Genomic DNA, 16,062 nt, shown 5'->3' with positions numbered 1-16,062 from the left:
CGGACGACGCGTGGCGCTGTCCGCCAGAGCGGTCGGGTGAACGTCCACCCTGCCCCATGGCCCGGCCCGATGTCACGCCCGGCGCCCTCACCAGCGACGACGCCGGGACGGACACCACCGGTCCCGGCGCGTCCGCGCCGACTCCGACGAAGGTCGCAACGCAGGTTCCCCCCTGCGCCGCAAGACCGGGGCGCCCCCTGCGCGACAGCCTGGTGGGGCACCGCACGGGAGGCCCGTGCGGGACGCACGAGGAAGGGACCGGCATGACCACCATCCACGTCTCCGGGCTGCGCAAGACCTACGGGGCGTTCGACGCCGTGCACGACGTGACGTTCACGGCCGCACCCGGCCGCGTCGTCGGGCTGCTCGGGCCGAACGGCGCCGGGAAGTCGACGACGCTGCACGTCCTGCTGGGGCTGGCCACGGCGACCGCAGGGAGCGCGACGTTCGACGGTCGCGCGTTCGCGGACCTGACGCACCCCGCGCGCACCGTCGGCGCGCTGCTCGACGCGGGCGGCCTCCACCCCGGGCGCACGGGCCGCGACCACCTGCGGGTGCTCGCCGCGGCCGGCCGGACCCCGGTCCGCCGCGTCGACGAGGTGCTCGCGCTCGTCGGCATGACGCCCGCCGCCGACCGGCGCGTGCGCACCTACTCGCTCGGGATGCGGCAGCGCATCGGCATCGCCGCAGCGCTGCTCGGCGACCCGGAGGTGCTCGTGCTCGACGAGCCCGCCAACGGGCTCGACCCGGCGGGCATGCGCTGGCTGCGCGACCTGGTGCGCGGCTTCGCCGACGACGGCGGGACCGTGCTCCTCGCGAGCCACGTCCTGTCCGAGGTGCGGCAGGTCGCGGACGACCTGGTCGTCGTCGGGCAGGGCCGCGTCGTCGCCGACGGCCCCCTCGAGGACCTGCTGCGCGGGGAGTCCCTCGAAGACTTCTACCTCGACCTGACCGCCACGACCGAAGGGGTGCGCTGATGTACCGCGCCGAGATGCTCAAGCTCCGCACGACCCGCGCGACGTGGGTCGTCGCGGCCGTCGCCGTCGCCGGGATGCTCGTCGTCCAGGCCTTCACCCTCCTGCTGCCCACGATCCTGCGGGGCACCGAGGCGCTCGGCGGGGGCACGACCGTCGGGTTCCAGGCGTCGCCCGAGACGTTCGAGAACCTGGCCCCCGACCTCGGCGCGCTCACGGACGCCGCCCAGCCCGCGTTCCAGCGCGGCATGCTCGACCTGCTCGGCAACGGGCTGAACGGCTCCGGGTCGGTGGGCGTCGCGACCGTGTGCATGCTCCTGCTCGGCGTGCTCGCCGTGACCACGGACTTCCGGACGGGCGGCATCGTGCCGACGGCGCTCGCCCAGCCGTCGCGCCTGCGCATCCTCACGGCCAAGGCCGGCGCGACCGCGACCGTGGCCCTCGCCGTCGGCGCGGTGCTCGCCCTGGTCGGTGCCCTGGGGCTGACCGTCGCGATCGTCACGACCCCGGGCGCGACCCTCGCGCTCGGACCGGGCGAGGTCCTCGGCGTGTGGGCCCGCGGTCTCGCGGTCCTCGTCCTCCTCTCGTGGCTCGGGCTCGGGATCGGGACGCTCGTGCGGGGCCAGGTGGCCGCCGTCGTGACCGTCGCGGCCCTCGCGCTCGCCGAGCCGATCGTCCGGGGCGCCGTGACGCTGCTGTCGGGCGGCGAGTCCGCCGCGGCGGAGTGGCTCCCGCTCGGCCTGGGCGCGCTCGCCTCGACGGGTCAGTCGGGTGCGGCGCTCCTGGGCGGCACCGCACCGCTGGGGACGCTCGCCGCGCTCGCCGGGCTCGTCGCGTGGGTCGCCGTGCTCCTCGGGAGCGGCGCCGTGACCCTGCAGCGCCGCGACCTGGTCTGACGGCCGCCGAGGGAGGGGCCTGGTCCACCGAGGCAGAGGCGTGGTCATCCCTTCTGGAGACCACGCCTCCACCTCGGTGGACCAAGGCTCTACCTCGCGGTCGGGTCGGTGCGCCCCCGTAGGGTGGGCGGGCCGTCCGTACCCGTCGCCCGTACCCGTCGTCCGTACCCGTCGTCCCCTGGAGGAGATCGTGACCGAGGCCCTGCGCCGCGCGCTCGACCGGGTCGGCGTGCGCACGGACACCGGCCGCGACGCCGTGCTCGCCGCGGTGGTCGCCGTCGCGACCGTCGTGCTGTTCCTCGGCATCGAGCGCGTGCTCGCGACGGACGTCGGGGCGACCTTCGGCGCCGGGCCGGACGCCGCGATCGTCACCCCGGGGGCGCGCGCGACGGTGCTCGCGCTCGTCGTCGTCCAGGCCGCGACGCTCACGCTCCGCCGTCGGGCGCCCCTCACGTGCCTCGCGCTCGCCGTCGTGGCCCAGGTCGCGATCACCGTGCTCCTGCCGCCGTACGTCGGGTTCCAGGCGCCGGCCACGCTCATCGCCGCCTACTCCGCCGGGGCGTACGCGCCGCGCCGGGCGCGCCTGGGCGCCCCGGCGCTCGCGGCGCTCGCGCAGGTCGTGCTCGTCTTCGCCCTCGGAGGCTTCGCCGTCCCGGCCGGGGCGGGGCCCGCGCAGCACGCGCTCCAGGTGGGCGGCGCGCTGCTCTCCGCGCTGCTCACGTTCGTCGGGGCGGCCCTCGTCGGCTCGTACGTCGCGACGCGGCGCGAGCTCGTCGCCGAGCTGCGCGACCGGGTCCTCCGTGCCGAGCGCGAGCGCGAGGCGCTCGCCGCCCAGGCGGTCCTCGAGGAGCGGGCGCGCATGGCGCGGGAGCTGCACGACGTCGCGGCCCACCACCTGTCGGGCATCGTCGTCCAGGCGTCCGCCGCCGAGCGCCTCGTCGACGCCGACCCGGAGCGCGCCAAGGAGTCGGTGCGGTGGATCCGCGCGCAGGGGCGCGCGACGCTCGACGACCTGCGCCTCGTCGTCGGCATCCTGCGCGGGCGCGACGACGAGGACGGCGCGGAGCGCGAGGCGCCGCAGCCGACGCTCGCGGAGGTCCCGGTCCTCCTCGACACGGCACGCTCCGCCGGCACCGTCGTCACGGTCGAGACCGACGGCAGCCCGTGGGAGCCCACGCCGAGCACGCAGATCGCGGTCTACCGCGTGCTCCAGGAGGCGCTCGCCAACGCGCGCCGGCACGCGCCGGGCCGCCCCGTGGCCGTGCGGTTCGCGTGGTCCGCCGCGGACCTCGTGCTCACCGTGCGCAACCCGGCGGCAGGCACCGCGCCGCCCCCGGACCCGCAGCCCGGTCACGGGCTCGTCGGCATGCGCGAGCGGGCGACCGTGCTCGGCGGCACGCTCGACGCACGGCGGGCGCCCGACGGCGCGTGGCTCGTCCGCCTGACCGTGCCTCGCTCACCGGCGCGCGACCCGCGCCGCGCCGACCACCTCACCCCCGACCAGGAGGTCTCGTGACACGCGTCGTGCTCGTGGACGACCAGGCGGTCGTCCGCGCCGGGTTCACCGTCATCCTCGAGAGCGAGGGGATCGAGGTGGTCGGCGAGGCGTCGAACGGCACCGACGCCGTCCGCGTCGCGCGCCGCGAGCGCCCGGACGTCGTGTGCATGGACGTGCGCATGCCCGGCGGCGACGGCATCACCGCGACCCGCGCGCTCGCCGGCCCGGAAGTCGTCGACCCGGTCCCCGTGCTCGTGGTGAGCACGTTCGACCTCGACGACTACGTGTTCGGCGCACTGGAGGCCGGGGCGAGCGGGTTCCTGCTCAAGGACGCCGAGCCGGACGTGCTCGTCGACGCCGTGCGCCGCGTGGCGGCGGGCGACGGCCTGGTCGACCAGTCGCTCACCCGACGCGTGATCGGCGAGTTCGCGCGCCGTCGCGCCCCCGCCTCGCGGGACGACGACGCGGCCGCGCTCCTCACCCCGCGCGAGCTCGACATCGTCGGCCTGCTGTGCCGCGGGTCGTCCAACGCGGAGATCGCGACGGCCCTGTTCCTCGAGCCCAGCACGGTGAAGTCGCACCTGAGCCGGGCCATGACCAAGACGGGGGCACGCGACCGCGTCCAGCTCGTCGTGTGGGCGTTCCGGCACGGCGTCGTCGACCCGGCCGGCTGAGCTCAGCGCACGGGGCGCGGCACCGCGAACCGTGCGTGGACGGGGGCGGCGACGTGCACCAGGGGCGGCGCGACGCCGTCGGGCAGCCCGAGCCGCCGGGGCAGGTCGGTGTCGAGCACGTCGAGCGACCCTCGCCGGAGCGCCCACGGCTCGTGCTCGACCGGGAACCGCCAGAGCCTGCCGGCGCGGGACCCGTACCCGTTCCAGCGGGCGGTCAGCCAGGACGCGAGGCCCGACGACGCGTCCACGACCTCGTGCGCGCGGACCACGGCGTCGAGGTACCCGGAGTGCAGTGCGGGGTGCTCGTGCGGGACGGGGAAGGGTCCGCGCCGGCCCGGTGCGCGGAACCGGTAGCGCACGACGTCGGACCCGTCGCCCGTGACCGCCGCGACCACCGGGTGGTACGGGACGCCCGCGGCGCGCGTCGCGGCGACGAACGCGCGGCGGGCGGCCCACAGTCCGAGGAACCAGACGCCCTCCGCACCGTCGCGATCCTGGACGTAGACGCGGACGTTGAGCTCCGGGTACGTCGACCACGCGCCGAGCGTCGGCAGCGGCGGCACCCGCACGTCCGCCATGACGAACGGGACGACCCCGACCCACGTCGCGCCGTCGAGCACCTGGACCGTCAGCCCCGGTGGCAGCCACCGCTGCACGACGGCCGGGTCGACCGGCCAGTGCAGGAACGTCAGCGACTCCCAGCGCTGGGCGGTCACGACGACCCCGCCGCGCGGAGCCGGCGGTCCGGGCGGCGAGTCCGTGCGCACCGCGTCAGAGCACCTGGTAGAGCGCACCCTGCACGAGGCCGAGGACGACACCCAGGAGCGCCGCCGCACCGAGCGCGGTCCCGGCCGCCGCGAACGCCGTGCCCGGCTGCCGCCGCACGAGCGCGACCGCGCCCGTGATCCCCGCGGCGAGGCCGAGCAGGCCGGCGAGGACGCCGTTGACGAGCTGCAGGACGCCGACGGACGTCGGCGAGTACCCGGACGACGACAGGACGAACGGGAAGGCCAGCGTGACGACCGCGCCGACGAGGACCGTCGCGACACCCGTGACGAACGACGTGACGGCGAGCGGGGAGCGTCGCGCGCCGGGTGCGGGCGCCGGCACGGTCGGGCCGTCGGCAGGTGGGGCGGGCGACGACCAGGTCTCGGGGCCGGGCTGGGGAGCGCTCATGCGCCCATCCTGCCGAACGCCCGGCTCCGGCACCTCCCCGTGCACAGGTCGTGGCACGTCCGCGTCAGCGCGCGGAGGGTGCGCCCTCGGCGACGTCCTCGGACTCGTCGGGCTGGTACACGCACACCCACAGCGCCTCGGGACGCACGGTCACGTCGAGGCGCTCCGACGGCTCGATGACGTCGCCGTCGAGCTGGCGCGGCTGGGGGCGGTCCGAGACGACCGAGATCTGGCGGCCCCGCACGACCTCTCGGCTCGGCACCCGGCTCTTGCCGCGCACGACGCCCCACGCGAGCTGCACCCAGTGCTTGAGGTTGCGGGGCGCGACGATCGCGACCTCGAGCTGCCCGTTGTCCGGCTCGGCGTCGGGCAGGATGTTCGTCCCCGCCTGCAGGCGCCCGACGTTCCCGACGAGCACGGTCCGTGCCCGACGCCGCCGCGTCCGACCGTCGACCGTCACCTCGAGGTTCATCTCGTCGTCGGCCAGGTGCTTGAGCGCGGAGACCACGTACGCGAGCGCCCCGGCCCTCGCCTTGAGCGCGGTCGGGGCGTCGTCCATCATCGCGGCGTCGAGGCCCATGCCGGCCATCACGGCGAAGACCTGCCCGTCGACCTCGCCGACGTCGATCTGCCGCCGCCCCCGCTCGAGCGCGAGCCGGATCCCGTCCTCGGGGCGCGGCGGGATGCCGAGGTTCGTCGCGAGGAGGTTGCCCGTGCCGCCCGGCAGGATCGCGAGCGCCGCGTCGGTGCCCACGAGCCCCTCGATGCACGCCCGGACCGTCCCGTCGCCGCCGCTGACGAACACGACCTCCGCGCCGTCGTCGACGGCCTGCCGTGCCTGTCCCGTGCCCGGGTCCTCCGCGGTGGTCTCGAGCCACGCCGGCTCGGGCCACCCCGCCTCGGCGAGGCGCTCGGTGATCGTGGCACGCAGCGCGTCGAGGCCGTCGACCCGGTTCGGGTTGACGATGACGGCGGAGCGCAGGGGCTTCTCGTCGAGGCGTTGCTGGGCGGCGGGCTCGGTGGTCTCGTCGGTCGGCACGTACCGAGTATGTCCCGACGCCGCACCGCCCGCCCGGCATCGACGTCCTCGGCCCGGCCGCACGAGGTAGGGCCCTGGTCGACGACCAGGGCTCTACCTCGGCGGACCAGGGCTCTACCGCGGCCCTCGGAGGATCACGCCGTGAGGATCTCCGTGCCGAGGGTCAGGCCCTCGGCCTCGGGGTCGCGGTCGACGACCACGACGTCGCCGTCGCTCACCTCGCCCGAGAGCAGCATCCGCGCGAGGCGGTCGCCGATCTCGCGCTGCACGAGGCGGCGCAGCGGGCGCGCCCCGTAGGCCGGGTCGAAGCCCTCGAGCGCGAGCCACTCGCGCGCGGCCGCCGTGACGTCGAGCGTGATGCGCCGGTCGGCGAGGCGCTTCGCGAGGTGCGCGACGCTGATGTCGACGATCCGGCCGAGCTCTTCGATCGTGAGCGGCTCGAACACGATGACGTCGTCGAGGCGGTTGAGGAACTCCGGCTTGAAGCTCGCCCGCACCGTGCTCATCACGGCCTCCCGCTTCGCGGCGTCGTCGAGCGTCGGGTCGACGAGGAACTGCGAGCCCAGGTTCGACGTGAGCACGAGGATGACGTTGCGGAAGTCCACCGTGCGGCCCTGGCCGTCGGTGAGGCGGCCGTCGTCGAGCACCTGCAGCAGGATGTCGAAGACCTCCGGGTGCGCCTTCTCGACCTCGTCGAGCAGCACGACCGAGTACGGCCTGCGCCGCACGGCCTCGGTGAGCTGGCCGCCCTCCTCGTAGCCGACGTACCCCGGGGGCGCGCCGACGAGGCGCGCCACCGAGTGCTTCTCGGAGTACTCCGACATGTCGATGCGCACCATGGCGCGCTCGTCGTCGAAGAGGAAGTCCGCGAGCGACTTCGCGAGCTCCGTCTTGCCGACCCCGGTGGGACCGAGGAACAGGAACGAGCCCGTGGGCCGGTCCGGGTCGGCGACGCCCGCGCGCGAGCGACGGACCGCGTCGGACACCGAGCGGACGGCCGCCTGCTGGCCGATGAGGCGCTCGCCGATGACGTCCTCCATGTGCAGGAGCTTCTCGCTCTCGCCCTGGAGCATGCGGCCCGCGGGGATGCCGGTCCACGCGGACACGACCTCCGCGATCTCGTCCGCGCCGACCTTGTCGGCGATCATCGGGGCTGCCTCGGGCCCGGACGCGGCGAACGCGTCGTCCGCCTGCTCCTCGGCCTCCGCGGCGTCCAGCTCGCGCTGGAGCTGCGGGATCTCGCCGTACTGGAGCCGGCCCGCGGTCTCGAGGTCGCCCTCGCGGATCGCGCGCTCGACCTGGACACGCAGCTCGTCGAGCTTCGCGCGCAGGTCGCCGACGCGGTTGTGGCCCGCCTTCTCGGCCTCCCACCGCGCGGTGAGCGCGGCGAGCTCCTCGCGACGGTCCGCGAGGTCGGCGCGGAGCTTCTCGAGCCGTTCGAGCGACGCGGGGTCGGTCGACTCGGACAGCACGACCTCCTCCATCTCGAGGCGCGTGACGGCGCGCTGCAGCTCGTCGATCTCGATCGGCGAGGAGTCGAGCTCCATGCGCAGGCGCGAGGCCGCCTCGTCGACGAGGTCGATCGCCTTGTCCGGGAGCTGGCGCCCGGTGATGTACCGGTCGGAGAGCGACGCCGCCGCGACGAGCGCGGAGTCGGCGATCGTCACCTTGTGGTGCGCCTCGTACCGCTCCTTGAGCCCGCGCAGGATCGCGACCGTGTCCTCGACCGAGGGCTCGCCGACGAACACCTGCTGGAACCGGCGCTCGAGCGCAGGGTCCTTCTCGATGTACTCGCGGTACTCGTCGAGCGTGGTCGCCCCGACGAGGCGCAGCTCGCCGCGCGCGAGCATCGGCTTGAGCATGTTCCCGGCGTCCATGGCACCCTCGCCGCCGGCGCCCGCCCCGACGACCGTGTGCAGCTCGTCGATGAACGTGACGACCTCGCCGTCGGAGGACCGGATCTCCTCCAGCACGGCCTTGAGGCGCTCCTCGAACTCGCCGCGGTACTTCGCGCCCGCGACCATGCTCGCGAGGTCGAGCGACACGAGGCGCTTGCCCTGGAGCGACGTCGGGACGTCGCCCGCGACGATGCGCTGCGCGAGGCCCTCGACGACGGCCGTCTTGCCGACGCCGGGCTCGCCGATGAGGACGGGGTTGTTCTTGGTGCGGCGGCTCAGCACCTGCACGACGCGCCGGATCTCGGAGTCTCGCCCGATGACGGGGTCGAGCTTGCCCTCGGCGGCCGCGGCCGTGAGGTCGGTGCCGTACTGCTCGAGGGCCTTGTACGTGCCCTCGGGGTTGGGGCTGGTGACGCGCGCGCTCCCGCGCACGGCGGGCAGCGCCGAGCGCAGCGCGTCGGCGGTCGCGCCGGCCTGCTGCAGGATCGTCGCCGCCTGCGACGAGCCCGCGGCGATGCCGAGCAGCAGGTGCTCGGTGGAGACGTACTCGTCGCCGAGGGCCTGCGCCTCCTTCGCGGCGTTGTCGAGCGCGGTCGACGTGGCGCGCGACGGCGTGGGCTGCGCGACGGCGGACCCGCTCGCGGTGGGCAGCGCCACGAGGGCCGCGCGGACCTTCTGGCCCACGGCCTGCTTGTCCGCGCCGACGGCGTCGAGGAGCCCGACGGCGACCCCGCCCTCCTGCGTGAGCAGCGCGGCGAGGAGGTGCGTCGGCTCGAGCTGGGGGTTGCCGGCGGCCGACGCGGTCTGGATCGCCTCGCCGATCGCCTGCTGCGACATCGTGGTGAACTTCGTTTCCATAGGTGCTCCGGTGTGGTGCTCGAAAGATGGTCTGACCAGTGGAACGACTCCGAAGTTGAGTGTATTCCGCTCAACTTCGTTCGTCAGCCTCGCACGCGACCCCCCGGTGGTCCCACGTCCGGAGCGGATGAACTCCCGGCCGCATTCCGTCTCAAATCGGCATCGACCCTCGCCTCGGGCGACGATCCGCGACATGCTGGGCGGGTGAACTCCTCACCCTTGCGCAGACGACTCGGCCTCGGCGCCCTCTTCGCCACCCTCGCACTGTTCCTCGCGGGGTGCATGAGGATGGACATGGCCATCACCCTCAACGAGGACGACACGTTCGACGGCAGCGTCGTCATGGCGTTCTCCGACGAGGTCGCCCAGTCCCTGGACATGGACCCGCAGGAGATGTGGGACCAGATGGGCTCCGAGATGGAGTCCGAGATGCCGGACGGCGCGACGCAGGAGCCCTACGCGCAGGACGGGTACACCGGCACCAAGATCACCTACGCCGACATGCCGATCTCGCAGCTCGACACCGGCGCCACCGACTCGATCTCCGTCACGCGCGAGGGCGACGAGTTCGTCGTGAGCGGCTCGATGGACATGACGGGCGAGGAGTTCAACCCCGACACGGGCGACGCGACGAGCGACGAGATGTCGCGCCAGATGATGGAGAGCCTCGACATCAAGATCTCCATCACGTTCCCCGGCGAGGTCGCCGAGTCGAACGGCGAGATCGACGGCAACACCGTGACGTGGACGCCGGTCGTCGGTGAGACCAACGAGATGACCGCGCGCGGCTCGGCCGTCGCGGGCGGCGCGGCCGGCACGGGCGACGAGGGCTCGGACGAGGCCACCGGCGACTCCGACGGCGCCACCGCGCCCGACGGCGGCGACAGCGCGAGCGACGCCTCGGACTCGGGGTCCCTGGCCTGGCTCTGGTTCGTGATCGGCGGCATCGTGCTCCTCGGCATCATCGGCCTCGTGCTCTGGCTCGTGCTCCGCTCCAAGCCCGGCACGCAGGACGGCCAGGCGACCGGCTTCCAGCAGGGCGGCTACCCGGGCCAGCCCGGCCCGCCCCAGGGCCAGTACCCGGGCCAGCAGGGTGGCTACCCGGGACAGCAGCCGGGCCAGCCCGGTGCCTACCCCGGCCAGCAGGGTGGCTACCCCGGCCAGCAGCCGGGCCAGCCCGGTGCCTACCCGGGCCAGCAGCCGGGCGCGTACCCGGGTCAGCAGCCGGGTGCGTACCCGGGTCAGCAGCCGGGCGCCTACCCCGGCCAGCCGGGCGCGCCGCAGGGCTACGGGGCGCAGCCCCCGGCCCCGGGCCAGTACGGCGCCCAGCCGCCGGCCCCGCCGCAGGGCGGCTACCCCGGCGCGGCCCCGTACGCCCCTCCCGGCGCGCCGCACCCGCAGTCGTCGCCGACGACGCCGCTCCCCGCGCAGCCGCCCGTCCCGCCGGGGGCGACCCAGCCGCTGCCGCCCTACCAGCAGCCCGCGCCTACCCAGCCGCTCCCGCCGCAGCCGGGCGCCCCGGGGCCGGACGGGTCCGCCGGTCCGGACGACGAGATCGACGACGCGACGCGCCTGCGCCCGCCGCCCGAGTGACGGTCGTGACCACGAGCGCGGCGGACGCCGCGCAGCCGGTGACCCCCAGCCGGTGACCCGCAGCACCACCGACGACGGCCCGCCCCGAGAGACCGGGGCGGGCCGTCGTGCGTCAGGACTCGACCGTCACCTCGACGACGTCGCCGACGGCGTCGAACCGCACCGCGGGCCAGTACCCGTCGAGGAAGTGCTCCCCGCACGAGTCCGCGAGGTGCACGACCGTGCCGCCGTCGTCGCGCCGTTGGACGAGCTCGACCACGAGGTCCTCGGCCGCCTCCGCGAGCTCCTCCGCGGTCGGCTCGTCCTCGCTGAACCGGCGGACGACGGCCTCGACCGCCCGGCGCGCGAGGCGCGGGCTGAGCGCGTCGTCCCACAGGCGCTCGGCGGGCTCGTAGGCGAGCGCCTCGGCGCCGAGACGAGGGTCGACCTCGGCGAGCGTCGCCGGGCGCCACGAGGGGTCGCGGTCCTTGTCGACGAGCTGCGCGCGGACGCCCTCGACGAGGTCGGGCTGCGTGTCGACGAACCAGGAGACGAGACCGTACTCCTGCTCCAGCGCCGCGCGCAGGTCCGGGAGGTCGCGCGCGCTGCGCACGGCCGCGAGCGCCACGGTGACCGCGGTCGGCGAGAGCCGCTCGAGCTCGTCGGCCTCGGCACCGGCCTGCTCGTCCCCGTCCCGGGCGGCGGCTCGGAGGCGCGCCACGATGTCGGGCACGGTGTCCGCCGCGTACGCGGCCTCGACCGCCGCCTGGCGGGTGACGAGGCGCGAGACCGGTGCGGGCAGGGCGTGCCGACGCACGACCTCCCGCACGTCCTCGACGTCGAGCGGGTCGACCCCCGCGGTCGCGAGCGCGGCGAGGTCGGCCACCAGCACGGACAGCCGCTCGCTCGGTACGTAGTGGTCGGCGAGCCCGACGAAGATCGCGTCGGCGGCGTCCATCGTCACGGCGCCGAGCGCGAGCATCTCCCCCAGCCGCCCGGGCGCGCGGGCCAGCAGCCAGGACCCGCCGACGTCGGGCGTGAAGCCGATCCGCGTCTCCGGCATCGCGACGCGCGACCGCTCGGTGACGACGCGGACCGGGGCGTGCGCGCCGAGGCCGACACCGCCGCCCATGGTGATCCCGTCCATGATCGTCACGACGGGCACGGGCAGCTCCGCGAGCGCCGCGTCGACCGCGTACTCACGCCGGAAGTAGCGGCGCGCCTCGGCCTGCTTCCCGGCCACGATCGACGCGTGCAGCGCGCGGACGTCGCCGCCCGCGCACAGGCCCCGGTCACCGGCGCCGTCGAGCAGCACGACGCGCACGGTCGGGTCGACGCGCCACTCCTCCAGCACGTCGGCGATCTCGCCGAGCATGGCGTAGCCGAGCGCGTTGAGCGCGCGGGGACGGTCCAGGGTGAGGTGCCCGACGCCGTCGTCGACGCGGGCGATGATCTCGCTCGTCACGCGCGCCACGCTACCCGCGCCCGCGAGTTGTCAGCGGGACGTCGCGGTATGGCGCGAGAATCTGCTGACAGGTCGGACGGCGAGGACGGGAGACGCGGATGGCCGGGACACAGACGCCGGTGTGGCGCACGGACGTGCTGGGCGAGGACTGGGTGGCGCTCGACCTCGACCTGCCGGACGGCGCGGTCGCGACCCTCGTGCGGCGCGACGCCGCAGCGCCCTCGGGCGACCGGCCCGCGGTGCTGTACGTGCACGGGTTCATCGACTACTTCTTCCAGACGCACGTCGCCGAGGCGGTCGAGGCGCGCGGGTACCGGTTCTACGCGCTCGACCTGCGGGGCTACGGGCGCTCGATCGGCCGCGGCTCGGGCGCGCCGTCGCGGCCCGACGACGACCCCAACTTCGTCACCGACCTCGCCGTCTACGCGCAAGACCTCGACGCCGCGGCGCGCGCGATCCGCGCCGAGGGCCACGAGCGGCTCGTCGTGCTCGGGCACTCCACGGGCGGCCTCGTCGCCAGCCTGTGGGCGGACGCGCGGCCCGGCCGGCTCGCGGCGCTCGTGCTCAACAGCCCGTGGTTCGACCTCAACAAGCCTTGGGTGTTCCGGGGTCCGGTGACGTGGCTCGTCGACGGTGTCGGACGCGTCGCGCCGCGGCTCGTGGTGGGCGGCCTGGACCCGCACTGGGCCGAGGCCCTGCACGCGAGCACGGGCGGCGAGTGGGACTTCGACCTCGCCTGGAAGCCGATCGAGGGCTTCCCGGTGCGAGCGGGTTTCCTGCGCGCGGTGCGGCGCGGGCACGCGCGCGTCGCGCGCGGCCTGCACGTCGACTGCCCGGTCCTCGTGCTCGCGTCCGCACGCAGCGGACCGGCGTCCGGTTGGCACGACGCGCTGCTCACGACCGACAGCGTGCTCGACGTCGGGCAGATCACGTCGCGCGCGGAACGGTTGGGCGACGACGTGACGATCGTCGCGGTCGAGGGCGGCGCGCACGACCTCGCGCTCTCGCCCGAGCCCGCCCGCTCGACCTACCTGCGCGAGGTCCTCGACTGGCTCGACGCCCGCGTCTGACGCCCCGGTCGCGACCGCCCGACCGCTCCCCTAGCGTCGGCGTGTGACGAGCGTGCCGCGGCCCCGCCCCTCCCATCTCGTCCTGCGCGCCGTGTGGGCGCTCCTCGGGGTCGCGGTCCTCGGGCTCGGCTCCGCGGTGCTGCTGTCGGCGCACGTCGGCGTGGACCCGTTCACCGCCGCGAACATCGGCGCGAGCACGCTGCTCGGCGTCGACCTCGGCGTCTACCAGCTCGCGATCAACGCCGTGCTCCTCGTCCCCGTCGTGGTGTGGGGACGCCGGTACATCGGGGTCGGCACGATCATCAACATGGTCATGACGGGGTTCTTCGTCCAGTGGTTCTCCGCGCTCCTCGCCCCGCTCGTCCCGGACCCGCCGAGTCGCCTCCTCCAGACCGCGCTCTTCGTCGTGGGGATCGTCCTGTTCACCGCGGGCGCGTCCGCGTACATGACGGCGGGGGTCGGGACGGCGCCGTACGACGCGATCGCCCCGATCGTCGTCGACCGTACGCACGCGCGGTACCGCGTCGTGCGGGTGGTCCAGGACCTCGCGTTCGTGGGGCTCGCGATCGCGCTGGGCGGACCGGTGGGCGTCGGGACGGTGATGACGGCGTTCTTCGCCGGCCCGCTCATCGACTTCTTCACCGAGCGCGTGAACAAGCCCCTGCTGCGGCGTGCCCTGCCCGACGACGACCCCACCGTCGTGTCCGAATCCCGCTAGCCAAGGGGCTGCCCCGCGGGTGAGGATCGAGGCATGACGACGACCCTCGCGACTCCCCGCGCGGCGGCGGACCCCGTGTTCGCGGAGCGCTACCGCGCCATCGCGTCGCGCGACCGGCGGTTCGACGGGCAGTTCATCACCGCCGTGAGCAGCACGGGCATCTACTGCCGCCCGTCGTGCCCGGCACGGACGCCCAAGCCGGAGAACGTCACGTTCTACCTCACGTCCGCGGCCGCCCACGAGGCGGGCTACCGCGCGTGCAAGCGCTGCCTCCCCGAGGCCGTGCCCGGCACGCCGAGCTGGGACCTCGGGCACGACCTCTCCGCCCGCGCGATGCGCCTCGTCGCCGACGGGGTCGTGGACCGCGAGGGCGTCGACGGTCTCGCCGCGCGTCTCGGGTACTCGGCCCGGCACGTGCACCGCGTCCTGGTCGCCGAGCTGGGCGCCGGCCCGGTCGCGCTCGCCCGCGCGCTGCGGGCCCAGACCGCGCGCGCCCTGCTCACGGGCACCGACCTCCGCCTCGCCGACGTCGCGTTCGCCGCGGGCTTCGGCAGCGTCCGGCAGTTCAACGACACCATCACCGAGGTCTTCGACACGACGCCGAGCGAGCTGCGCCGTCGGGCCCGGCCGGACCGCCCGGCCCCTCCCCGCGGTGCGGGCGCGCGCGTCCCCGACGCCTCGGGTGCCGTCGGGGACGACGGCGGCACCACCGCGGTCCTCGACCTCACGCTCCCCCTGCGCGAGCCCTTCGACGCGCCCGGCGTGTTCGCGTTCCTCGCCGCGCGCGCCGTCGACGGCGTCGAGGTGGCGGACCTCGCCGGGCCCGTCCTGTCGTACGCGCGCACCCTCGCCCTGCCGCACGGGCCGGGCGCGTTCCGCGCGACGTACGGCCCGCCGCCGGGGAGCACCCGCGGCACCGCACGGTTCCACGTGGATCTCGAGCTCACGTCCGTGGCCGACCTCCCCGCCGCGATCGCGCGGGTCCGCCGGCTGTTCGACCTCGACGCCGACCCCGCGGCCGTGGACGCCGCCCTCGCGGCGGACCCCGCGCTCGCCGCGTCGGTGCACGCCGTGCCCGGGATCCGCGTCCCGGGCGCGGTGGACGCGACGGAGATCCTCGTGCGCGCCCTCGTCGGGCAGCAGATCTCCGTCGCCGCCGCGCGCACGCACCTGTCGCGGCTCGCCGTCGCGCTCGGGACGCCGTTCGCGTCCCGGTTCGGGCCGACCCGTCTCTTCCCGACGGCGGCGCAGCTCGCCGACGGCGGCGCGGACCACGTGCGCGGGCCCGCGCGGCGCACGGCGGCGATCCTCGGCGTCGCGCGGGCCCTCGCGGACGGCGCGCTCGCGCTGTCCCCCGCCGACGACCCGGCCGCGCAGCGCGCGGCGCTCGAGGCGATGCCCGGCGTCGGCCCGTGGACGTCCGGGTACGTGGCGATGCGCGTCCTGCACGACCCCGACGTCCTGCTCGACGGCGACCTCGCCCTCCGTGCGGGCGCCGCGGCGCTCGGCCTGCCCGACGAGCGCCGCACGCTCGCTGCGCACGCGGAGCGCTGGGCGCCGTGGCGCTCGTACGCCGCGATGCACCTCTGGCGTGCCGCCGCCCCCCGACCCTCGTCCGCCCCCACGAAGGAGATCCCGTGACCACCGCAGCCACCGCCACCGCGCCGACCACCACCGGTACCCCCACCACCACAGCCGTCACCACGACCATCGAGACGCCGGACGGCCCGTTCACGGTCGTCGCCGACCCCGACGGCACGGTCCTCGCCTCGGGCTGGACCGCCGAGCCCGCGGCGCTCGTCGCGCTCGTCCACCCGGACCTGCGTCCCGCGGACGTGACGCCCGTGCCCGACGACGCGCCCACCGTCGTCCCCGCCGTCGCCGCGGTCCGGGCGTACTACGCGGGCGACGTGCACGCGATCGACGCCGTGCCCGTGCGCCAGGTCTCGGGTCCCTACCGCGCGCACGCGTGGGACGTGCTGCGCACGGTCGAGCCGGGCGACCCCGTCACCTACACGCGGTACGCCGAGCTGTCGGGGCGGCCGGCCGCGGTGCGCGCCGCCGCGGGGGCGTGCGCGATGAACGCGGCCGCGCTGTTCGTGCCGTGCCACCGCGTGCTGCGCACGGACGGCAGCCTGGGCGGTTTCCGCTACGGCCTCGAGGTCAAGCGGAGCCTGCTCGACCGCGAGGCGCGCGCGACCGGGGCGCCGTCGCTCCTCTGAGC

Annotated in this window: 14 protein-coding genes; 9 read left to right on the top strand and 5 right to left on the bottom strand. The window is 75.5% G+C overall.

Features of this window, described 5'->3' with window-relative positions:
- Positions 1 to 263 precede the first annotated feature (263 nt).
- The 4 genes from JOE63_RS04475 (at position 264) to JOE63_RS04460 (ending at position 4,042) form a co-directional block, all read left to right on the top strand.
- The gene (locus JOE63_RS04475) at positions 264 to 977 is read left to right on the top strand and encodes an ABC transporter ATP-binding protein (RefSeq protein ID WP_087470919.1); all 714 of its coding nucleotides are present in this window, start codon (positions 264 to 266) and stop codon (positions 975 to 977) included.
- Positions 977 to 1,870, top strand: a complete 894-nt coding sequence (locus JOE63_RS04470; protein WP_204539476.1) for a hypothetical protein — start codon at positions 977 to 979, stop codon at positions 1,868 to 1,870. Before JOE63_RS04475 ends, JOE63_RS04470 begins: the two co-directional genes overlap by 1 nt.
- A gap of 190 nt (positions 1,871 to 2,060) precedes the next feature.
- On the top strand, positions 2,061 to 3,386 hold the full coding sequence (locus JOE63_RS21625) for a sensor histidine kinase (RefSeq protein WP_087470917.1): 1,326 nt from the start codon (positions 2,061 to 2,063) through the stop codon (positions 3,384 to 3,386).
- Positions 3,383 to 4,042, top strand: coding sequence for a response regulator transcription factor (locus JOE63_RS04460; protein ID WP_087470916.1), 660 nt, complete (start codon positions 3,383 to 3,385; stop codon positions 4,040 to 4,042). The genes JOE63_RS21625 and JOE63_RS04460 overlap by 4 nt, the downstream gene beginning before the upstream one ends.
- A gap of 2 nt (positions 4,043 to 4,044) precedes the next feature.
- Here the strand turns inward: JOE63_RS04460 and JOE63_RS04455 are convergent, their stop codons facing one another.
- The 4 genes from JOE63_RS04455 to clpB all read right to left on the bottom strand — a co-directional run bounded on the left by JOE63_RS04455 (position 4,045) and on the right by clpB (position 9,013).
- Positions 4,045 to 4,809, bottom strand: coding sequence for a YqjF family protein (locus tag JOE63_RS04455; RefSeq protein ID WP_204539473.1), 765 nt, complete (start codon positions 4,807 to 4,809; stop codon positions 4,045 to 4,047).
- Between the two features lie 4 nt (positions 4,810 to 4,813).
- Entirely contained in the window at positions 4,814 to 5,218 is a 405-nt protein-coding gene (locus JOE63_RS04450) for a hypothetical protein (RefSeq protein WP_157759564.1), read from the bottom strand.
- Positions 5,219 to 5,282: 64 nt separating this feature from the next.
- Positions 5,283 to 6,257: a diacylglycerol/lipid kinase family protein gene (locus tag JOE63_RS04445; protein ID WP_307839928.1), complete on the bottom strand. Its 975-nt coding sequence runs from the start codon at positions 6,255 to 6,257 to the stop codon at positions 5,283 to 5,285.
- 134 nt (positions 6,258 to 6,391) lie between these two features.
- Entirely contained in the window at positions 6,392 to 9,013 is a 2,622-nt protein-coding gene (gene clpB, locus JOE63_RS04440) for an ATP-dependent chaperone ClpB (RefSeq protein ID WP_087470913.1), read from the bottom strand.
- A gap of 294 nt (positions 9,014 to 9,307) precedes the next feature.
- Between clpB and JOE63_RS04435 the strand changes: the two genes are divergently transcribed.
- Entirely contained in the window at positions 9,308 to 10,606 is a 1,299-nt protein-coding gene (locus tag JOE63_RS04435) for an LppM family (lipo)protein (protein ID WP_204539470.1), read from the top strand.
- 112 nt (positions 10,607 to 10,718) lie between these two features.
- Here JOE63_RS04435 and JOE63_RS04430 read toward each other — a convergent pair whose 3' ends face one another.
- The gene (locus JOE63_RS04430; RefSeq protein ID WP_307839927.1) at positions 10,719 to 12,050 is read right to left on the bottom strand and encodes an enoyl-CoA hydratase/isomerase family protein; all 1,332 of its coding nucleotides are present in this window, start codon (positions 12,048 to 12,050) and stop codon (positions 10,719 to 10,721) included.
- 98 nt (positions 12,051 to 12,148) lie between these two features.
- Here JOE63_RS04430 and JOE63_RS04425 point away from each other — a divergent pair, with 98 nt between their 5' ends.
- From JOE63_RS04425 to JOE63_RS04410, 4 genes are read left to right on the top strand one after another with little or no spacing between them, the layout of a single operon-like run.
- A complete protein-coding gene (locus tag JOE63_RS04425) occupies positions 12,149 to 13,120 on the top strand; it encodes an alpha/beta hydrolase (RefSeq protein WP_204539464.1) in 972 nt (323 codons plus the stop codon).
- Positions 13,121 to 13,163: 43 nt separating this feature from the next.
- Complete coding sequence (locus tag JOE63_RS04420) at positions 13,164 to 13,838, top strand: YczE/YyaS/YitT family protein (protein ID WP_204539460.1); 675 nt, start codon at positions 13,164 to 13,166, stop codon at positions 13,836 to 13,838.
- A 33-nt stretch (positions 13,839 to 13,871) separates the two neighbouring features.
- Complete coding sequence (locus JOE63_RS04415) at positions 13,872 to 15,479, top strand: AlkA N-terminal domain-containing protein (RefSeq protein WP_204539458.1); 1,608 nt, start codon at positions 13,872 to 13,874, stop codon at positions 15,477 to 15,479.
- The gene (locus JOE63_RS04410) at positions 15,476 to 16,060 is read left to right on the top strand and encodes a methylated-DNA--[protein]-cysteine S-methyltransferase (protein WP_204539456.1); all 585 of its coding nucleotides are present in this window, start codon (positions 15,476 to 15,478) and stop codon (positions 16,058 to 16,060) included. The genes JOE63_RS04415 and JOE63_RS04410 overlap by 4 nt, the downstream gene beginning before the upstream one ends.
- Positions 16,061 to 16,062: the final 2 nt, after the last annotated feature.

This window comes from Cellulosimicrobium cellulans, assembly GCF_016907755.1.
GTDB classification, from domain to species: domain Bacteria; phylum Actinomycetota; class Actinomycetes; order Actinomycetales; family Cellulomonadaceae; genus Cellulosimicrobium; species Cellulosimicrobium cellulans_D.
The sequence above is the reverse complement of the archived record's forward strand: the minus strand, read 5'-3'. Positions and strand labels throughout refer to the sequence as shown.